The 17,447-nt window shown below is 71.9% G+C and carries 16 protein-coding genes and 1 tRNA gene; 10 read left to right on the top strand and 7 right to left on the bottom strand.

Annotated features, from left to right (window positions below):
* Positions 1 to 149 precede the first annotated feature (149 nt).
* From A6A29_RS22145 to A6A29_RS22120, 6 genes are all read left to right on the top strand, one after another.
* The gene (locus A6A29_RS22145; protein WP_073722230.1) at positions 150 to 935 is read left to right on the top strand and encodes an SDR family oxidoreductase; all 786 of its coding nucleotides are present in this window, start codon (positions 150 to 152) and stop codon (positions 933 to 935) included.
* Between the two features lie 52 nt (positions 936 to 987).
* A complete protein-coding gene (locus tag A6A29_RS22140; protein ID WP_073722229.1) occupies positions 988 to 2,001 on the top strand; it encodes an SPFH domain-containing protein in 1,014 nt (337 codons plus the stop codon).
* A complete protein-coding gene (locus A6A29_RS22135) occupies positions 1,998 to 2,897 on the top strand; it encodes an NAD(+)/NADH kinase (protein WP_073722228.1) in 900 nt (299 codons plus the stop codon). Before A6A29_RS22140 ends, A6A29_RS22135 begins: the two co-directional genes overlap by 4 nt.
* 147 nt (positions 2,898 to 3,044) lie before the next feature.
* Positions 3,045 to 3,551 (top strand): nucleotide triphosphate diphosphatase NUDT15, encoded by a 507-nt coding sequence (locus A6A29_RS22130; protein ID WP_073722317.1) that lies wholly within the window; start codon positions 3,045 to 3,047, stop codon positions 3,549 to 3,551.
* A 41-nt stretch (positions 3,552 to 3,592) separates the two neighbouring features.
* The gene (locus A6A29_RS22125) at positions 3,593 to 4,087 is read left to right on the top strand and encodes an FBP domain-containing protein (RefSeq protein ID WP_073722227.1); all 495 of its coding nucleotides are present in this window, start codon (positions 3,593 to 3,595) and stop codon (positions 4,085 to 4,087) included.
* Between the two features lie 99 nt (positions 4,088 to 4,186).
* Positions 4,187 to 4,591, top strand: coding sequence for an SHOCT domain-containing protein (locus tag A6A29_RS22120; RefSeq protein ID WP_073722226.1), 405 nt, complete (start codon positions 4,187 to 4,189; stop codon positions 4,589 to 4,591).
* Between the two features lie 336 nt (positions 4,592 to 4,927).
* On the opposite strand, the gene glpK is transcribed toward A6A29_RS22120, so the two are convergent.
* Both glpK and A6A29_RS22110 read right to left on the bottom strand, forming a co-directional pair.
* Entirely contained in the window at positions 4,928 to 6,445 is a 1,518-nt protein-coding gene (gene glpK, locus A6A29_RS22115; protein WP_073722225.1) for a glycerol kinase GlpK, read from the bottom strand.
* A gap of 27 nt (positions 6,446 to 6,472) precedes the next feature.
* Complete coding sequence (locus A6A29_RS22110; protein WP_073722224.1) at positions 6,473 to 7,318, bottom strand: MIP/aquaporin family protein; 846 nt, start codon at positions 7,316 to 7,318, stop codon at positions 6,473 to 6,475.
* 546 nt (positions 7,319 to 7,864) lie between these two features.
* Between A6A29_RS22110 and A6A29_RS22105 the strand changes: the two genes are divergently transcribed.
* Entirely contained in the window at positions 7,865 to 8,515 is a 651-nt protein-coding gene (locus tag A6A29_RS22105) for a hypothetical protein (protein ID WP_143197031.1), read from the top strand.
* A 267-nt stretch (positions 8,516 to 8,782) separates the two neighbouring features.
* Here the strand turns inward: A6A29_RS22105 and A6A29_RS22100 are convergent.
* Positions 8,783 to 8,856, bottom strand: a tRNA-Pro gene (locus tag A6A29_RS22100).
* A gap of 50 nt (positions 8,857 to 8,906) precedes the next feature.
* A complete protein-coding gene (locus A6A29_RS22095) occupies positions 8,907 to 11,561 on the bottom strand; it encodes an ATP-binding protein (RefSeq protein WP_073722222.1) in 2,655 nt (884 codons plus the stop codon).
* Between the two features lie 108 nt (positions 11,562 to 11,669).
* Here A6A29_RS22095 and A6A29_RS22090 point away from each other — a divergent pair, with 108 nt between their 5' ends.
* The 3 genes from A6A29_RS22090 (at position 11,670) to A6A29_RS22080 (ending at position 13,157) form a co-directional block, all read left to right on the top strand.
* Positions 11,670 to 12,170 carry a DUF309 domain-containing protein gene (locus A6A29_RS22090; protein WP_073722221.1) on the top strand — a complete coding sequence of 167 codons (501 nt, stop codon included), beginning with the start codon at positions 11,670 to 11,672 and terminating at the stop codon, positions 12,168 to 12,170.
* A 161-nt stretch (positions 12,171 to 12,331) separates the two neighbouring features.
* On the top strand, positions 12,332 to 12,754 hold the full coding sequence (locus A6A29_RS22085; protein ID WP_073722220.1) for a DUF350 domain-containing protein: 423 nt from the start codon (positions 12,332 to 12,334) through the stop codon (positions 12,752 to 12,754).
* A 73-nt stretch (positions 12,755 to 12,827) separates the two neighbouring features.
* Positions 12,828 to 13,157, top strand: a complete 330-nt coding sequence (locus A6A29_RS22080) for a hypothetical protein (RefSeq protein WP_073722219.1) — start codon at positions 12,828 to 12,830, stop codon at positions 13,155 to 13,157.
* A gap of 62 nt (positions 13,158 to 13,219) precedes the next feature.
* Here the strand turns inward: A6A29_RS22080 and A6A29_RS22075 are convergent, their stop codons facing one another.
* Genes A6A29_RS22075 through A6A29_RS22065 form a run of 3 tightly spaced genes read right to left on the bottom strand, consistent with a single transcriptional unit; the run spans position 13,220 to position 17,306 of the window.
* Positions 13,220 to 14,470, bottom strand: coding sequence for an NAD(P)/FAD-dependent oxidoreductase (locus A6A29_RS22075; protein ID WP_073722218.1), 1,251 nt, complete (start codon positions 14,468 to 14,470; stop codon positions 13,220 to 13,222).
* Positions 14,467 to 15,876 carry an FAD-dependent oxidoreductase gene (locus tag A6A29_RS22070; protein WP_073722217.1) on the bottom strand — a complete coding sequence of 470 codons (1,410 nt, stop codon included), beginning with the start codon at positions 15,874 to 15,876 and terminating at the stop codon, positions 14,467 to 14,469. The genes A6A29_RS22075 and A6A29_RS22070 overlap by 4 nt, the downstream gene beginning before the upstream one ends.
* The gene (locus tag A6A29_RS22065; RefSeq protein ID WP_073722216.1) at positions 15,873 to 17,306 is read right to left on the bottom strand and encodes an FGGY family carbohydrate kinase; all 1,434 of its coding nucleotides are present in this window, start codon (positions 17,304 to 17,306) and stop codon (positions 15,873 to 15,875) included. The genes A6A29_RS22070 and A6A29_RS22065 overlap by 4 nt, the downstream gene beginning before the upstream one ends.
* Positions 17,307 to 17,447: the final 141 nt, after the last annotated feature.

Here is a 17,447-nt window from a genome sequence, read left to right as displayed (position 1 = left end):
CCGGCCGCACCCCCGGCGCGCCGCACCCCGTCGCGCGGGCAGACCCGGCACACCCGGCGGTCCTGGCGCACCCGGCGGCCCGGCGCACCCTAGGTCGCCAAACAAATGATTGGTAGATTCGTCAGTTCCACACCGATGGAGGGCGGACCATGGGCATCGGCAATCCGATCGACTTCTCCGGGCGGGCGGTGCTCGTCACCGGAGGCACCAAGGGCGTCGGCGCGGCGATCGCCGCCGCGTTCCTCGCCGCGGGCGCGGACGTCATGGTGTGCGGGCGCGGCGAACCGGCGGAGCTGCCGTCGGCGGGCGGGCGACCGGCCCTCTTCCGGGTCGCGGACGTCCGGGACCCCGCTGCCGCCGCCGCACTGGTGGCGGCGGCCGTCGAGCGGTTCGGCCGGCTCGATGTACTCGTCAACAACGCGGGCGGCTCCCCCGACGCCGACGCGGCGACCGTCTCCCCGCGCTTCGTCGAGAAGGTCGTCGCCCTCAATCTCCTGGCCCCCTTCTATGTGGCGCAGGCCGCGAACCTGGTCATGCGGGAGCAGCCGGAGGGCGGCAGCGTGATCAACATCGGCAGTGTCTCCGCACACCACCCGCAGCCGGGGACCGCCGCCTACTCCGCGGCGAAGGCGGGCCTGCTGGGGCTGACGCGGGCACTGGCCCTGGAATGGGCGCCGAGGGTACGCGTCAACCACATCACGGCGGGGCCGGTCCGCACCGAGAGCACCACCTCCGTCCACGGCGAGAACGCTGGGACGGCGATGGCGGACGTCCTGGCGATGCGTCGGCCGGCGGTGCCCGACGACGTGGCCCACGCCTGTCTCTATCTGGCCGGCGGGCTGGCACCGTACGTCAACGGCGCCGACCTGGCCGTGCACGGCGGCGGGGAGGTACCGGCCAGATATCTCACCAGGACCCCTTTCTCGTCCCCTTGACGATATTCCTTGGCGCCCCTTATCGTCTCACCGACAAGATCGAGGGGGTCCCATGGCCGACATCACCAAGCGCTTCGGCTGGCGCCATCTGCGCTCCGCGCCCACCGCACACATCCGCCACCACAAGCGCGGCAAGCTCGCCCACGACGGCCCCGGGCTCAGCTTCTGGTACCGGTCACTGACTGCCGCACTGTCCGAAGTGCCGGTGAACGACCGCGAGCTGGCCATGGCGTTCCACGCCCGTACGGCCGACTTCCAGGACGTGACCGTGCAGGCGACCGTGACGTACCGGATCAGCGACCCGGCAGCGGCCTCGGCCCGCCTCGACTTCTCCGTGGACCCGGACACCGGTGACTGGCGCAGCGCGCCCCTGGAACAGATCGCCACCCTGCTCACCGAGACCGCACAGCAGCACGCCCTGGACGTCCTGGCCCGCACCCCGCTCGCCGCCGCACTGGTGGACGGGGTCGCCTCGGTACGCGAACGGGTCGCCACGGGCCTCGCGGCCGAACCCCGGCTGCCCGCCACCGGCATCGACGTGGTGGCCGTGCGCGTCGTGGCGATCCGCCCCGAGGCCGAGGTCGAGCGCGCCCTGCGCACCCCGGCCCGCGAGCAGATCCAGCAGGAGGCCGACCGGGCCACCTACGAACGCCGGGCCGTCGCGGTCGAGCGGGAGCGCGTCATCGCCGAGAACGAACTGGGCAGCCAGATCGAACTGGCACGCAGGGAAGAGCAGTTGGTGGAGCAGCGTGGCACCAACGCCCGGCGCGCGGCCGAGGAGAACGCGGCGGCCGACTCGGTACGCGCCGAGGCCGAGGCGACCCGCACGGTGCGACTCGCACGCGCGGAAGCGGCGGCGGCCCGCGACACCGGAGCGGCACGCGCCGAGGCCCAGGCGGCCTGGCTGCGGGTGCACGCCGAGGTGGACCCGACGACACTGCACGCCCTGGCGGTGACGCGGCTGGCCGAGAACCTGCCGCGCATCGACAGCCTCACCCTGTCCCCCGACGTCCTCACCGGACTGCTCGCCAAGCTCGGCCGGCCGGACCCGGAGACGGAGGCATGAGCCTCGCCCCGCGCGCGGTGCTCGTGCACCGGACCACCGAGTACGAGGAACTGCTCGCCCGGCACGGGACGCACGGGCAGGCCGCGTTCTTCCTGTCCAGCCGCGGCCGGTCGATCGACGAGGTGGCCCGGCGCCATGACCGTACGCGGCGGGCACTGACCGAGGTGGCGGCCGCCGTGCCGTTGCAGTGGCGCGGCTCCCGGGTGGAGCGCGCGGATCTGGACCGCTTCCTCTTCGCTCCCGAGGACGTGGTGGTCGTGGTCGGACAGGACGGGCTGGTCGCCAATGCCGCGAAGTACCTCTCGGGCCAGCCGGTGGTGGGGATCGACACCGATCCCGGGCGCAACCCCGGTGTCCTGGTCCGCCACCGCCCCGCCGACGCGGCCGCCCTGCTCCGTACGGCCGCCGCGCCCGGCGGTGCGGTGGAGGAGCTCACCATGGTCGAGGCCGTCGCCGACGACACCCAACGGCTGCTCGCGCTGAACGAGATCTATCTCGGGCCGCCCGGCCACCAGACCGCGCGCTACCGTCTGGGCCCCGACGACCCGGCGACCGCCGCAGAGGCACAGGCGTCGTCGGGCGTCCTGGTCGGAACGGGCACCGGCGCCACCGGATGGCTCCGCTCCCTGTGGCTGGAGCGCGGCGGCGTGCCCGAGCTGCCCGCACCGTCCGATCCGCGGCTGCTCTGGTTCGTACGCGAGGCATGGCCCTCACCCGCGACCGGCACCTCGCGGGTCGCGGGCGCACTGGGCCCCGGGCAGGGGCTCCGGCTCACCGTCGAGTCGGACCGGATCGTGGTGTTCGGGGACGGCATGGAGTCCGATGCCCTGGAACTGACCTGGGGCCAGACCGTACGGCTCGGCATCTCCGCGACCTCGTTGCGGCTCATCACCTGAACCCTGTCCGCACCGCAGCCCCTCCCTCCTGGCTCCGCGCGGAGGCGCCGGAGCGGATCCGCCCGGGTGACCGCCCAGCACCCCGACAATGTGAGGATGGCCGCAAGGAACAACGGTTCCCGTACGGCGCACAAGGAGCACAGCACCATGACAGGCGAGTCCACCACCGGCCCGAACCGCAATACCCGCCCGCCGGTGGCGCAGGCCGCGCTCGGGGTGGGGGTCATCGTCCAGGACGGACAGGGACGCGTCCTGCTCGGACGGCATCACGGCGGCACCTGGGAGCTGCCGGGCGGCAAGATCGACCCGACCCACGAGTCCGTCGCCGCCGCGGCCGTGCGCGAGCTGCGCGAGGAGACCGGTCTGGAGGTCGAGGAGGCCGCCGTGAACGTCTTCGCGATGCTGCACGACGTGGTCGCCGGCATCAACCGCATCAGCATGGCGGCATCGGTGACGCTCGGGGCCGGCGTGCCGCAGGTCACGGAGCCCCATCTGATCAGCACCTGGCAGTGGATCTCCCCCGAAGCGCTGCCCGGCCCGCTCTTCGACCCGTCGGCGCAGGTCCTGGCGGCCTGGCGGCCGGACCTCGCCCTCGCGCATCCGCCGGCCCACCTGCTGCGCATCGCCCTCTCGGACAGCTCCTATAGCTCTTAATCATTTGCCTAGGAGTCATAGGCACACCTAGCGTCGTCGGCATGAGAGCCGTCAGCGAGCAGGACATCCGCGCATCGTTCGTCAACTGTTCCAAGGGCGAGGCGAAGCGTCTCCCGATGCCGCGCGATCTCGACGAGCGCCGGTGGGACGATCTGGACTTCCTGGGCTGGCGCGATCTCTCCGCGCCCGACCGCAGCTACATCGTCACCGAGCTCCGGGGCACGCTCGTCGGCATCACCCTGCGCTTTCCGTCCCATCAGCGCGGCTTCCTCCACCGCAGCATGTGCTCGGTCTGCCTGACCACCCATCCGGGCAGCGGCGTCTCCCTGATGACCGCCCGCAAGCGGGGACAGGCGGGCCGGGACGGGAATTCCGTCGGGATCTACCTCTGCACCGACCTGGACTGCTCCCTGTACGTACGGGGCAAGAAGGTTCCGGCGCCCGGGGCCCGTTTCGAGGAGTCCCTGACCCTGGAGCAGCAGATCGAACGCACCCGGAACAAGCTGTTCGCCTTCCTGGACACACTCTCCGGCTGAACCGGCAGCGACCATGCCCCTTCCGGACGCCTACAGATGCGGAACCAAGAGGCCAGATGTATGAATAAGTCACCATTCGCGTGATTGGAGTAGGCGCTCATGGATGACTACCCGCTGCTGAACCTCTTTCTGACCATGCTCTACCTGTTCCTCTGGGTCCTGTGGTTCTTCCTCCTGTTCAAGGTGGTGACGGACCTCTTCCGGGACCATTCGCTCAACGGCTGGGCCAAGGCGGGCTGGCTGGTCTTCGTCATCCTGCTGCCCTATATCGGCGTGCTGGTCTACCTCATCGTCCGGGGCCGCGGCATGGCCCACCGGGACGCCGAACAGGCCAAGGACTCGGAGGCGGCGTTCCGCCAGTACGTGAAGCAGGCCGCGGGCACGGAGGGCGGGTCCGGCACCGGCGGCCATGTGAGCGACCTCGCCAAGCTCGCCGAGCTCAAGGACAAGGGCGACATCAATCAGGAGGAGTACGAGAAGGCCAAGGCCAAGCTTCTCGTCTGAGACGCGGGACGGACGACGCGCCCGCTATGGCGTCGGGCGCCCCGCCGAAGACTCCCCCGCACAGTCCGTCACCCACGCAGAGGCCGTACCGGAGATCTCCCGGTACGGCCTCTGCGTCTTCACGGACCAGCCGGGCCACCCTCGCGGTTCTCCGGCCGGCCCATGCCCAGAGCCTGGTCGGCTTCAGGCCGGGGCGCTCGTCCCCGCTGCCCGGTGGGGACAGACGGAGCAGCAGCGGACGCGGTGGACACCGCCCCACGCGTGCAGCACGCGTCGTGGCGCCGCCCTCTCGGGACGACGCCACGACACGAAAGAAGTCGCCGGATACAGCGGTGGTCAGGGGACCTTCACCCAGTCGAGGGTGCGTTCCACGGCCCTCTTCCAGCCCGCGTAGCCTTCCGCGCGCTGTTCCTCGGACCACTGGGGCGACCACCGCTTCGACTCGTGCCACTGGGTGCGCAGTTCGTCGGTGTTCTGCCAGAAACCGATGGCCAGCCCCGCCGCGTAGGCGGCGCCGAGAGCAGTCGTCTCCGCGACGACGGGGCGGCTGACCTGGACACCGAGGATGTCGGACTGGATCTGCATGCAGAGGTCGTTGGCGGTGACACCGCCGTCGACCTTGAGCACGTCGAGATGGACACCGGAGTCCTGCTCCATGGCTTCGACCACATCGCGGCTCTGGTAGCAGATCGCCTCCAGAGTCGCCCGTGCCAGGTGGGCGTTGTCGTTGTACCTGGCCAGGCCGACGATCGCCCCGCGGGCGTCGGAGCGCCAGTACGGCGCGAACAGGCCGGAGAACGCGGGAACGAAATACATGCCCCCGTTGTCCTCGACACTCCGGGCCAGCTCCTCACTCTCCGCGGCCGTCTTGATGATCTTCAGCTGGTCGCGCAGCCACTGCACCGCGGATCCGGTGACGGCGATGGAACCCTCCAGCGCGTAGACCGCGGGGCTGTCGCCGAACTGGTAGGCCACCGTGGTGAGGAGGCCGTGCTGCGAGCGGACCAGCTCGGTGCCGGTGTTGAGCAGCAGGAAGTTGCCGGTCCCGTAGGTGTTCTTGGCCTCGCCGGGGGCGAAGCAGACTTGACCGACGGTGGCTGCCTGCTGGTCGCCGAGGACACCGCCGATGGGAATGGCGGCACGCAGCGGTCGGGAGGTGCGGGTGGAACCGTAGGCTTCCGGGTGCGACGAGGGGTTGATCGTGGGAAGCATCGCCCGGGGGATGCCGAAGAAGCCCATGAGTTCCTCGTCCCAGTCGAGGGTCTCCAGGTTCATCAGCATGGTGCGGCTCGCGTTGGTCACGTCGGTGGCGTGGATGCCGCCGTCGGGGCCGCCGGTCAGGTTCCACAGGACCCAGGCGTCCGTGTTGCCGAAGATGGCATGACCGGCCTCCGCCGCTTCCCGTACGCCGTCGACGTTCTCCAGGATCCACTGGATCTTGCCGCCGGAGAAGTAGGTCGCCGGCGGCAGCCCGGCCTTGCGGCGGATGACCTCGCCCTGTCCCGAGCGTTCGAGGTTCGCCGCGATGGTGTCGGTGCGGGTGTCCTGCCACACGATGGCGTTGTAGTAGGGCCGCCCGTTGCGCCGGTCCCAGACCACCGTCGTCTCACGCTGGTTGGTGATCCCGATGGCCACCAGGTCGCTCGGCGACAGACCGCCGTACCGCAGAGCGTTCTGCATGACCGAGTTGGTGCGTTCCCAGATCTCCACCGGGTCGTGCTCCACCCAGCCGGAGCGGGGCAGGATCTGGGCGTGCTCCAGCTGGTGCTTGGCGACCTCGTTGCCACCGTGATCGAAGATCATGAATCGAGTGCTGGTGGTGCCCTGGTCCACCGCGCCAATGAAGTCCGCCATGATGTACCGCCTCTCCGGCCGGTGTGGTCAGCCCTTGGATGCCGGGACGCGTCCCGGCGGTTCGGGTACCGCGGACGGCAGGAACCGCCCGACGAAGCCCTTGTAGAGACCCGCGCCGAGCAGACCGCCGACCAGCGGGCCCACGATGGGCACCCAGAAGTAGAAGTTCCCGTACTGATCCCGCCACGCACCGCCGTAGCCGGTGATGAAGCTCGCCAGCCGGGGGCCGAAGTCACGGGCGGGGTTGATCGCGTAACCCGCGTTGGTACCCCAGGCCATGCCGATCGCGACCACGACCAGGCCGATGATGAAGGCGCCCAGGTTCGAGCCGGGCGGGGTGTTCAACAGGTCCGTGATGGCCATGATCAGCAGCAGCAGAATGGCGGTGCCGATGACCTGGTCACGGAACGCACCCCATTCATGGACCGGCAGAGCCGGATTGCCGTTGGCCGGCAGTGTGGAGAACACCGTCTGTGTCTTGATGGTGTGTCCGGGGTCGGCCTTCGCCAGCGCCTCGCTGTAGTTCCAGCGGACGAGGAGTGCGGCCACGAACGCACCGGCCGTCTGCGCCAGGGCGTAGGGAGCCACCTTGCTCCACGGGAACCCCCTGAACGCAGCCAGCGAGAGGGTCACCGCGGGATTGAGGTGGGCCCCGCTCAGCCGCGCCGCCACATAGACGCCCAGCGTGACACCCAGCCCCCACGCCCAGGCGATGCTGTCGTGGTCCCCGAGCCCGCCCGGCGGATCGGTCAGGGCTCCGCCCGCCACCACCTGGGCCACGACACCGCACCCGAAGAGGATGAGGATCATCGTGCCCGCGAATTCGGCGGACATCTCGCCGACCAGTCCGGACTTTCTACGTTGCTCAGCCATGGAAGCTCGCCCTCTGCCGACGGAGCCGGCTGTCACCTATTCGAGCAGTGTCAGCAGGCTAAAACGCCCACCCGAAAAGGGCATATCGGGATGATCTGAATGCCAGGGCTGGGTTCGCGGGTCCAGCATGACGCCCCACCCTCAACGGCCGGGGGCACGGGGCGCCGAACGGTCGGCAGACCGCTCGGACGGGGCGAATCGGCCCTTGGAGCGGACGGTGAGGACGCTGACCCGGTCGGGTGAGAACGCCGGCCGTCCTGAGCGCCGCGGCGCGGCGGCCGGGCCACGAGGGGCCGACAGCACGACGGCTGCGGGTTCCGGTGCGAGGCGGGACGAGTCTCAAAGGTGCCTGTGCCGCCCGTCGACGGGCGGCACAGGCACCGGCCCGGATCCCCGGGCGGTCGCGGGGGCCGGTCTTGTGGCAACTGGCAGGCACACAAGGCCCATTGGTGCGGTGCGGGCGGAGTGCCGAACGCGCCCCAGGGCCGATAGGCTCGCCGACCGTCGCCCCCGTGAGGCACCCGAGAGCCCGCCTGGAGGACCTTGATGTCTGTGGCCGAACTGTTGGAAGCGGCGATCGCCGACATACGGCGGCAGGGCTACGATCCGGCGGCGCTGGCGGACGAGAGCTGTGTCCGGGCGTTCGCCGACCTCCTGCAGCCCGGATCACACACCTGGGATCTGGTCGCCGAAGCGGTCGCCGCCACTCCGCCCGATGTCGAGCTGGCGGACCGGATCCTGCGGACGGGGCTGACGTTCGAGAACAACCGCAATCCGCACATCGCCTCCTTCGAGCAGGACGTACGGATCGCGAGGGACTCCTGGGCGCAGGGACACCGGATCGGGAGCGACGCGTTTCTGCTGGCGGTGGGGCCGGTGCGGCTGGCCCTGTTCCGCGCCCAGACGGCTGCCGTCGAGGCTGTGGAGACCGCGCTGTCCGACGCCTCCGAGCTGGCGGGCCTGCCCCGCCGGGCCGATGAGTTACGGGGCCGGGCCGGACGGGCCCGTACCCGCTGGGGCAGCGGGCGGCTGGAGCGACGGACAGCGGAACTCGACAGCCGGGCCGCCGCGCTGACGGCGAGCCGGGAGGAGCGGACCGAGCGGACCCAGCAGCAGGTCGCCCGGTTCGTCGCGGATGTGGCCGCGACCGTGGCACTGTTCCACGACACATTCGGGATCGGCGGCCGACGGCCCTGAGCTCGTTCCCGCCATCCCCGGCGATCCCGCGCATCGTGGATGTTCCGGCTCGCTCGCCGGGATGGCGAAAGCCGGCCTACGGGCTCCCCGATCCGGCTCCTGCCGCGCGCGCCTGGGATGGCGGGACAGCCCTCAGGGGTGGACCGGGGTCGCGATCCAGGTGTCCAGCTCGTACCGGACCCCGATCACGTCCGGCGTTCCCCAAAAACGATCAAGGGCCGGTTTCGGATTGCTCCGAAACCGGCCCTGATCTGCGACTGTCTCCAGTCGGGACGACAGGATTTGAACCTGCGACCCCTTGACCCCCAGTCAAGTGCGCTACCAAGCTGCGCCACGTCCCGATGCGTTTCCTCCCGGTTGCCCCGGGTGGCCGCGCAAGAGAAACATTACCTCACTCCGAGGAGCGGATCGACGCCCGTGCTCGCTGGGCGCGGGCGGCGAGCCCTTCCGCTCCGCAGGCCATGGCCTGTTTCTGCGCACGCGACAGCTCCCGGTGCGAACTGATCGCGATTCCGTACTCCACCCGGGCCAGTGCGTGCTCGTAGGCGGAGGAGGTCTTCTCCAGATGGCGGACCGACTCGGCCAGCAGATGCGTGGCCTCCTCCGGGGGCGCGAAGAGGGAGACGCAGCGCAGGGCTTCGCCGATCGCGGTGTCCGTGCCGAAGCGTTCGGCGTGCACCCTGGCGCGGGTCGCGAGCTGAGCCGCGCGTACTGGGTCGTCGTCGGCCAGGGCACGGGCGAGGTCGCCCGCCCAGGGCGCCCAGACTCCGTTGAAGCGTTCGCGCGGCTCCAGGGCCGCGCCCGCCGCCTCCAGTTCGGCGACGGCTTCCTTCGTACGGCCTTCGGCCAGGAGCAGGCGGCCCCGGACGCAGGGTGCGTCGGGCAGCACCATGGCGCTGGGGTAGGGCGCGCCGAAGCTGTAGCGGTCGGCGATCTCGCGGGCCTCGACCGTACGGCCGCGGGCGATCAGCGTGTCGATGAGCAGACAGGTGGCGTCCCAGTGGACGGGGAGCCCGCTGCCGACCCGATCGGCCAGGCGCAGCCCTTCGCGCAGGAAGCCTTCCGCCTCGGCGAGGCGGCCGCGCCGCCGGTGCACCAGGCCGAGCAGGGTGTGGGCGAAGGCGAGGTGCGCCCCGCTCCAGCCGGAGATCTCGAAGGCGCGCACCGCCTCGCCGAACAGGCTCTCGGCGCGGTCCAGCTGATCGGTGAAGGCGTAGGCGATGCCGACCATCGTGGGGAGTTCGAAGCCCCATTCGGAGTCGGTCCAGCCGAGCCCGCGCGCCGGACTGCCGTCGATCAGCGCGCGTTCGCAGAGGTCGACGACAAGTTGCGCGTTCTCGCCCCGCAGCATGGCGTCAAAGGCCCGCAGGGTGAGCAGTGCCCGCTCCGCGTTGTCGCGGCCCTTCAGGTGGTCGGCGTTGCGGGCGAGCCTTCGCGAGCGGGTCGGGCCGTCGGTCTCGGTGGCCTGCATGCCCTCCCAGAGGAAATGCGCCGCCTGCAGTCGCATCAGCCCGGGTCCCGGAGCCGTACGTGCCGCCTCGGCGGCCAGCGCGAGCGCCGCGTCCCGCAGTTGGTTGTTGTGGGCGAGGGCCGCGGCGAGCCGGAAGGTGGCGTCGACCCGCAGACCGTCGTCGAGTCCCGGCATGTCGAGGGCGGCGCCCAGGTGCCGCACCGTGGTGGGCGGTGAACTGAGCAGCGTCGCGCAGCCCAGTTCGTACAGCAGCGCGGCCCGTGCCTGCGGACGGGGCGGCTCCTCCAGGGCGCGTTCCAGACAGCGCCTGGCGGCCTCCGGCGCACCGACCGCGAGGTGCTGGCTCGCGGCTTCGCGGAGCTGGGCGACCAGTTCCTGGTCGTCGTCCGGGTGGACCTCCAGCAGATGGCGGGAGGCCGCGGCGGCGCCGAGCCCGGCGCGGGTGATGGCCCAGGCGGCCCGTCCGTGCATCGCCGTGCGGGTGGCCGGCGGGATCGAGCGGTAGACGGCGGTGGCGATCAGCGGGTGGACGAACTCCAGCGGGTCGAAACCGCTGACGATACGGGCGTCGCGGAGCCGTGCCGTGCAGTCGGCGGCCTCCGCCGGGCTCATTCCGGCGAGGGTGGCCGCGAGCTCCTGGGAGATGTCGGTGCCCAGGACGGCGGCGGCCCAGGCGAAGCGGTTGGCGTTGGTGCCCAGTCGTTCGAGGCGGGCGACGAGTCCGCTGCCGCGGGCGGACGCGCCCAGCTCACGCAGTGTGCCGGCCGATTCCTCGACCGGCGGGAGCTCGCGGTCCTGGACCTTGGCGACCAGTTCGACGGCCTCGTACGGGTTGCCGCCGGTGACGGCCCACACCTCGCGGCAGAACGGGTCGTCGGCGTGTTCGCCGAGGGCCGCGCGGGCCAGTTCTGCGGTGGCGTCCGGGGTGAGGGCGCGCAGCGCGACCCGGACCAGCGCGGTGTGGCCGTCCGGATGGCGCTCCGCGTCGCGGTCGGCGGCGTAGTTCGCGTTGCGCTCGGCCAGTTCCTGCGGGCGGTGCGCCTGGACGACCAGGACCGGGAGTTCGCCGAGGCGGGCGGTGAACGAGGCCAGCCAGGCGAGGGATTCGCCGTCGGCCCAGTGGGCGTCGTCGACGACGAGCAGCAGGGGCCGGTGGCTCAGGCGCGAGGCGAGCCTGGCGACGACGAAGTCGAGGCCGTCGCGGACACCCTGCGGGTCGGGCTGCGAGCCGCCCGGTTCGGCGAGACCGAGTGCGGGCGCCGTGATCTCGTACCAGTCGCCGAACAGCGCCCGCGTCTCGTCGGCCGGGAACTGGTCGAACGCGGGCTGCAGCAGTTGTCGCACGACGTGGAACGGCACCGAGGTCACGGTCTCACCCCCGCGTGCCGACCAGACGGTGCAACGGTCGGCGGCAAGCGCCTGGATCTCGGCGAGCAGCGCCGTCTTGCCGATGCCCGCCTCACCGCTGAAGACCAGCAGCCCGCCGACAGCCTGGGCGCCGCACAGGGCGTCCACGGCTTCTGCGGCAGCGGCGAGTTCCGGTTCACGCTCGTACAACGGCCGGGACGGCTTCATGCCCACCCTTCCCCAAAGTGGCACTGACGACTGTCGAGCCTAGTCGTGCGCGGGTGCCCACGGACAGGGTTCACGCCATTCCCCGCAGGTGCGGGGCACAATCGGAGAGTGGACGAGACTCGCAGGGACCGCGACACTGAGGGACGGGCGCACAACGCGCGCCCTCGTGACGGACTGGGCCGCCCCCTGCCCTACGGGACTCCGGGGGTGGAGCGGCAGCCGGAAGGCGTGGTGCGCGCCCCGGCCCAGACCGTGCGGGAGGCGCAGCGCCTGCTGGACGCGGGGATGCCCTTCCACGCGCACGAGGTGTTCGAGGACGCCTGGAAGTCGGGTCCCGAGGCGGAGCGGGAACTGTGGCGCGGGCTGGCACAGTTGGCGGTCGGGCTGACGCACGCGGCCCGTGGGAACACCACCGGCGGGGCGCGGCTGCTGCGCCGGGGCGCGGCGGCGATCGGCGACTTCCGGGGCATCGATCCGCACGGCATCGGGGTCGGCGCACTCATCGGCTGGGCCGAGGAGCTGGCCGGCCGGGTGGAGACGGGCGCGGGAGCGACGGCAAAGGCCGGAAATATCGATGCGGCGGTTGAGGCGCCTCGACTTCGGGCATAGGGCGGCCGGTCGGACGAGCCGACGAGCAGGCGGCAGGCAGGCGAACGGTCGGGCGTTCATGCGTGCGATAGGTTTTGCCTCTTCTTGACCGCGTGCCGATCACGTGCGTCGTGATCCCCCTTCCCGACTGCCTGCCTGCTTGCCCTGGAGACGGATTCTCGATGACCGACATCATCAACGGCCTCGGCCGCGCCACCGCCTACGGGGCCCTGGGCGTCGTACTGCTCGTGCTCGGCATATTCCTGATCGACGCCCTGACCCCGGGCAAGCTGGGCCGGCAGATCTGGGAGGAGCGCAACCGCAACGCGACCGTGCTGCTCAGTTCGGCGCTGCTGGGCATCGGCGGCATCGTGTTCACCTCCATCTGGACGACGTACGAGGACTTCGGCAAGGGCCTGGTCTCGACCGCCGCGTTCGGGGTGCTCGGCCTGGTGATGATGGCCGTGGCCTTCCTGGTGGTCGACCTGGTCACCCCGGGGAAGCTGGGGGCCACGCTCGTCGAGCGCGAGCCGCACCCGGCGGTCTGGGTGACGGCGTCCTGCAACCTCGCGGTGTCGGCCGTCGTATCGGCGTCCATCGCCTGATCGTTTCGCCGGGAACGGGTGATCCTCCGGGTCCGGGGACCCTCGTGCCGCGCAGCCATTACCATCCGGCTCCATGAGCAATTCTGACCATGACCAGGAACAGGACCAAGGCGTGGACGCCCCGATAGCCGCAGCAGCCGACGAGAAGAGACTGACGCCGCGTCAGGCACGACGGTTGCGGATCGTCCTCTCCTCGGTGGGGATGGCGGCGATGGCCGTCGTTCTGGCCCTGCGCATCGCCAGCCGGTCGTCCGTGCTGGTCGTCGGCGTGTACGGGCTCGCGCTCATCCTGTGCGGCCTCGTGATCGAGCTGAGCAGGAACGGGCGGACCCGGCTGGGCAGTTGGCTGCTGGGCCTGGGCCTGGTGGCAGCCGTCGGTGCCGACTGGCTGCTGATCCCTTGACGAACGGCTGAGGTCCGGCCGGCCTGCGGGGCGGGAGCCCGCGCGAAGGAGCCCGGTGGCTCTCAGACGGCGGTGATCCGCACGGTGGAACCCTGCGGATCGACCCGCCCCAGCCACCCGGCGCCCAGATGGAACGCCCGGCCCGGCACCTCGGGCAACAGCAGCCGCTGCCGGTCGAGTTCACGCCCGTCCTGGCTGACGACGAGGACGGGGCGCTCCAGCCGCCGCGCGGTGCGCAGCACGAAGCGGCCGCGCAGCGGGCGGGCCCCGGCCGGACCGGTCCGGTTCGGCGCGATCCACAGCAGCGGGGCGTCGACCGCAAGCGCTACCGGTCGCGGTCCGGGCGGCGGGCCGCCGGCGAGATGGCGCAGTACGGGGGCGGCCGCGGCTCGGCCCTCGGCCGACGCGACCCGGGCCTTTTCGACGGCGTGCAGCAGGTTCCCCACGGCGAAGACTCCCGGCAGCGAGGTGCGGTACTCGGCGTCGTACGCCGGGCCGCGGGTGCCGCGGTCGAGGGTGAGACCGGCGCGCCGGGCCAGTTCGTGGTCGGGGACGAAGTCGCCGGTGAAGACCACGGTGTCGCAGCGGAGGGTGGTGGTGCGGCCGTCCTCGTGGCGCAGGGTGACTCCGGTCAGCGCGGTGCGGCCCGTGAGCCCGGTGACGGTGGCGCGGGTGAGGAGCGGGAAGCGGCCTCGGGGCCGCAGGAGCCCGGCGGCCGGGGACGGTGGCTGGTCGGTGACCATGGCGACGACCTCGGCCCCGGCCGTGCGCAGGGTGTCGGCGGCGGCGTGGCCGACGGGTTCGCTGCCGATGACGACCGCACGGGTGCCGACCGGCTGGCGGTACAGATGGACGGCCTGCTGGAGTTCGCCGGTGGTGTAGACACCCGACGGCCTGCCGCCGGGGACGAGGCGGGCGCTGCGCGGACGTTCGCGGGCGCCGGTGGCGAGGACGACGGCGCGGGCGGTGATCCGTTCCAGTCCGGCGGGTCCGGTGATCTCCAGGGTGTGCGCCCCGTCGGCGGGAGCGTTCTCCGCCCAGTCGGTGACGGTGACTCCGGTACGGAGGGTGGCCCCCGCGCGCACGGCTGCCGCCACGCACCGCCGGGCGTACTCGTCCCCCGTCTCGCCACCTCGTGGCCGGCGCCCGAATCCTCCGTGGCGGCAGTGGCGCGGGACGCCGCCCGCGTCGAGTTCACGTTCCAGGATCTCCACCCGGCCGGCGCCCGATGCCGCGAGTTCGGCCCCGGCGCCGAGACCTGCCGGGCCCGCGCCGACGATCAGGACGTCCACGGTGCGTTCGTCGCGGGTCATGGCCGGGCCTCCTCGAACAGGGCGCGGACCGCGGGCCCGCAGGAGAAGCCCTGGCAGCGGCCGCCCCGGGCGCGGGTGCGGCGGCGCAGCCCGTCCAGGGAACGGGGCGGGACGGTGGCGTTCAGCGCGTCGCGGATCTCGCCCAGGGTGACGCGTTCGCAGTGGCAGACGATGGTTCCGTACGCCGGGTCCCGGTCGATCAGGTCGGCTCGCAGGTAGGGCCGGGGAGACGCTTCGCCGAGGTTGGGCATGGTGATCCCGGGGAGTTCGCGCGCCGTGCCGAGCTTCAGGCCGGTCCTGGTGAGGAGCCCGGTGACATGGGCGCCGATGGCCAGGGAGGCGGTGAGCCCGGTGGACCGGATGCCGCCGACGGTGACGTACCGCTGGGCCGGGTGGTCCTGGATCCGGTAGTCCTCCTGCCCGGTGGCGGCCCGCAGTCCGGCGTAGACGGCCGTGACCTCCTCGTCGAGCAGCTCGGGCAGGATGCGCCGGCCCTTCTCCCGGAGGAAGTGGAGGCCGTCCGCGGTGGAGGCGGTGTCGGACTTGTCGCCGAGGTCCTCGGAGGTGGGGCCGAGCAGCACATTGCCGAACACCGTGGGTGCCACCAGAACTCCCTTGCCCGCGGCGGTGGGCACGGGCAGCAGGATGTGGCGCACGAGGTCGCGGGCGAGCTTGTCGAAGACCATGAGCTGGCCCCGGCGGGGCGTCACGGTGAAGGTGTCGTGGCCCAGGTGCCGGTCGATCTCGTCGGCGTACAGCCCTGCGGCGTTGACGAGGTAGCGGGTGCGCAGCGGGCCGCGCGAGGTGGTGAGGGTGTGCGTGTCGGGGCCGGTGTCGATGTGCAGCACCCGGCAGTCGAGGTGCAGATGGACTCCGGCCAGGACGGCTTGGGTGGCGTACGCGAGAGGGGTCGTCCAGGGGCAGATGACGCTCTCGTCGGGGACTTCGAGGGCACCGAGCGCGCCCGGCCCCAGATGCGGTTCCCGGTCGTACAGTTCGTCGGCGTCCAGGAGGCGTGCCGCGTGATAGCCGTTGCGTTCGGCCTTGGCCAACAGGGCGGGCAGAACGGCGCGTTGTTCGTCGTCCCAGGCGACGAGCAGGGCGCCCACGCGTTCGACGGGGATTCCGGTGCCGGCGGCGTACTCGGCCAGGAGCCGCTGTCCCTCGCGTACGAGCCCGGCTTCGAGCGATCCGGGGACGGCGTCGAAACCGGTGTGCAGGATCGCCGTGTTGGCCTTGGAGGTGCCGTTGCCGATGTCGTCGGACGCCTCGACGAGCGCGGTGCGCAGCGGGTACTTGGCGAGTTCGCGGGCGATCGCCGTGCCGACGACTCCCCCGCCGATGACGGTGACGTCGTACGGGTCGCGGTCGGGCAGCTCCCCGGCGCCGGTGACGGTGGGTGTCATGCGCGCTCCAGGAGGGTGTCCACCGCCGCGCGGAATCCGGCCAGCCGCTCGGCTGCCTCGTCCGCGCCGATCCGGGGTTCGTACACGGCGGTGGGTTCCCACGCGGGCAGCGCCTGCCGGACCGGCAGGCCCGGGTCGAGGCCGAGGCGGGCGACGGCGCCGACCCCGAGGGCGGTCACATCGGGCAGCGCGGAGACTTCGACGGGGCGTTGCAGCAGGTCCGCCTGGGTCTGCATGAGGAGCGCGGAGCGGGTCAGTCCGCCGTCGACGCGCAGCGCCGTCAGGGGTGTGCCGAGGTCGGACGCGGCGGCGTCGGCGAGCGCGACGACCTGTGCGGCGATGCCTTCGCACAGGGCGCGTACCAGATGGCCCGCCGTGGTGCCCAGACCGAGGCCGGTCACCGAGCCGCGCACGTCGCCGCGCCACCAGGGGGCGGCGAGCCCGGCGAGGGCGGGGACGAAGGTGACGCCCCCGGCGTCGGGGACGGCGGAGCCGACCGGGTCGAGGTCGGCCGCGCCGGAGATCACGCCGAGATCGGTGAGCCAGCGGACGGCGGAGGCCGCGGTGAAGACCTGGCCGTCGAGGCAGTAGCTCGTACGGCCGCCGAGCCGCCAGGCGACGCAGCTGACCAGGCCGCTGGAGCCGCGTCGCGGGCGGTCGCCGGTCTGGGCTAGGAGGAACGCCCCGGTGCCGTAGGTGCATTTGGCCATGCCGGGGTCCAACGCGTTCTGGGCGAGCAGGGCGGCCTGCTGGTCGACGAGCAGGCCGGTGAGCGGCAGGTCGCCGCCGAACGCGGCGGTGGTGCCCACGGCGGTGTCGGCGTCGACGACGGCGGGGAGCCGCTCGCCTCCGAGCCCGTAGATCTCCAGGGCCCTGGGCGACCAGTCGACCCGGTCGAGGTCGAGCAGTTGGGTGCGCCCGGCGGTGGCCGCGTCGGTGACGAAAGCGCCGGTCAGTTGGTGGACGAGCCAGGCGTCGCTGGTGGTGACGACGCCTTCGCGGGTCAGTTCGCGCCGTATCCAGGCCATCTTGGGGGCGGCGAAGTAGGGGTCGAGCGGCAGCCCGGTGAGCTGCTTCAACTCCTCTTCGGCCGAGGAGAGTCGGGCGCAGACGGTTGCGGACCGCCGGTCCTGCCAGACGATCGCCTCGGTGAGCGGGCGGCCGGTTCGGGGGTCCCAGGCGAGAACCGTCTCGCCCTGGTTGGCCAGGCCGACGGCGGCGACCGGTTCGGCCGCTTCGCGCAGTGCCTGGCGCCCGGCGTCGAGGACCGAACCGAGCAGCTGGGCGGGGTCCGCCTCGACGACGCCCCCGGCTGCGTACCGGGGCCGGACGGGAGCCGAACCGGAACCGATCACCCCGCGCTCGGGGCAGATCACCAGCGCTTTCGTCCCGGACGTCCCCTGGTCGACGGCGAGCACCGGGCCTGACATCGACACTCCAGCTGTACGGCGGTCCCGAGGTGGAACGGAATGGTGATCATTGGTCTTTCACGCACAGAATCGTGCAGACCACGGCATTCGTCAACCCCGGTACGGACACCTTGCCGGAACCGGAATGTCCCGGCCAACGTC

The sequence above is a fragment of the Streptomyces sp. TSRI0281 genome (assembly GCF_001905125.1).
Taxonomy (GTDB): domain Bacteria; phylum Actinomycetota; class Actinomycetes; order Streptomycetales; family Streptomycetaceae; genus Streptomyces.
Note: the sequence above shows the minus strand (reverse complement) of the source record. Positions and strands in the feature narration are given on the sequence as shown.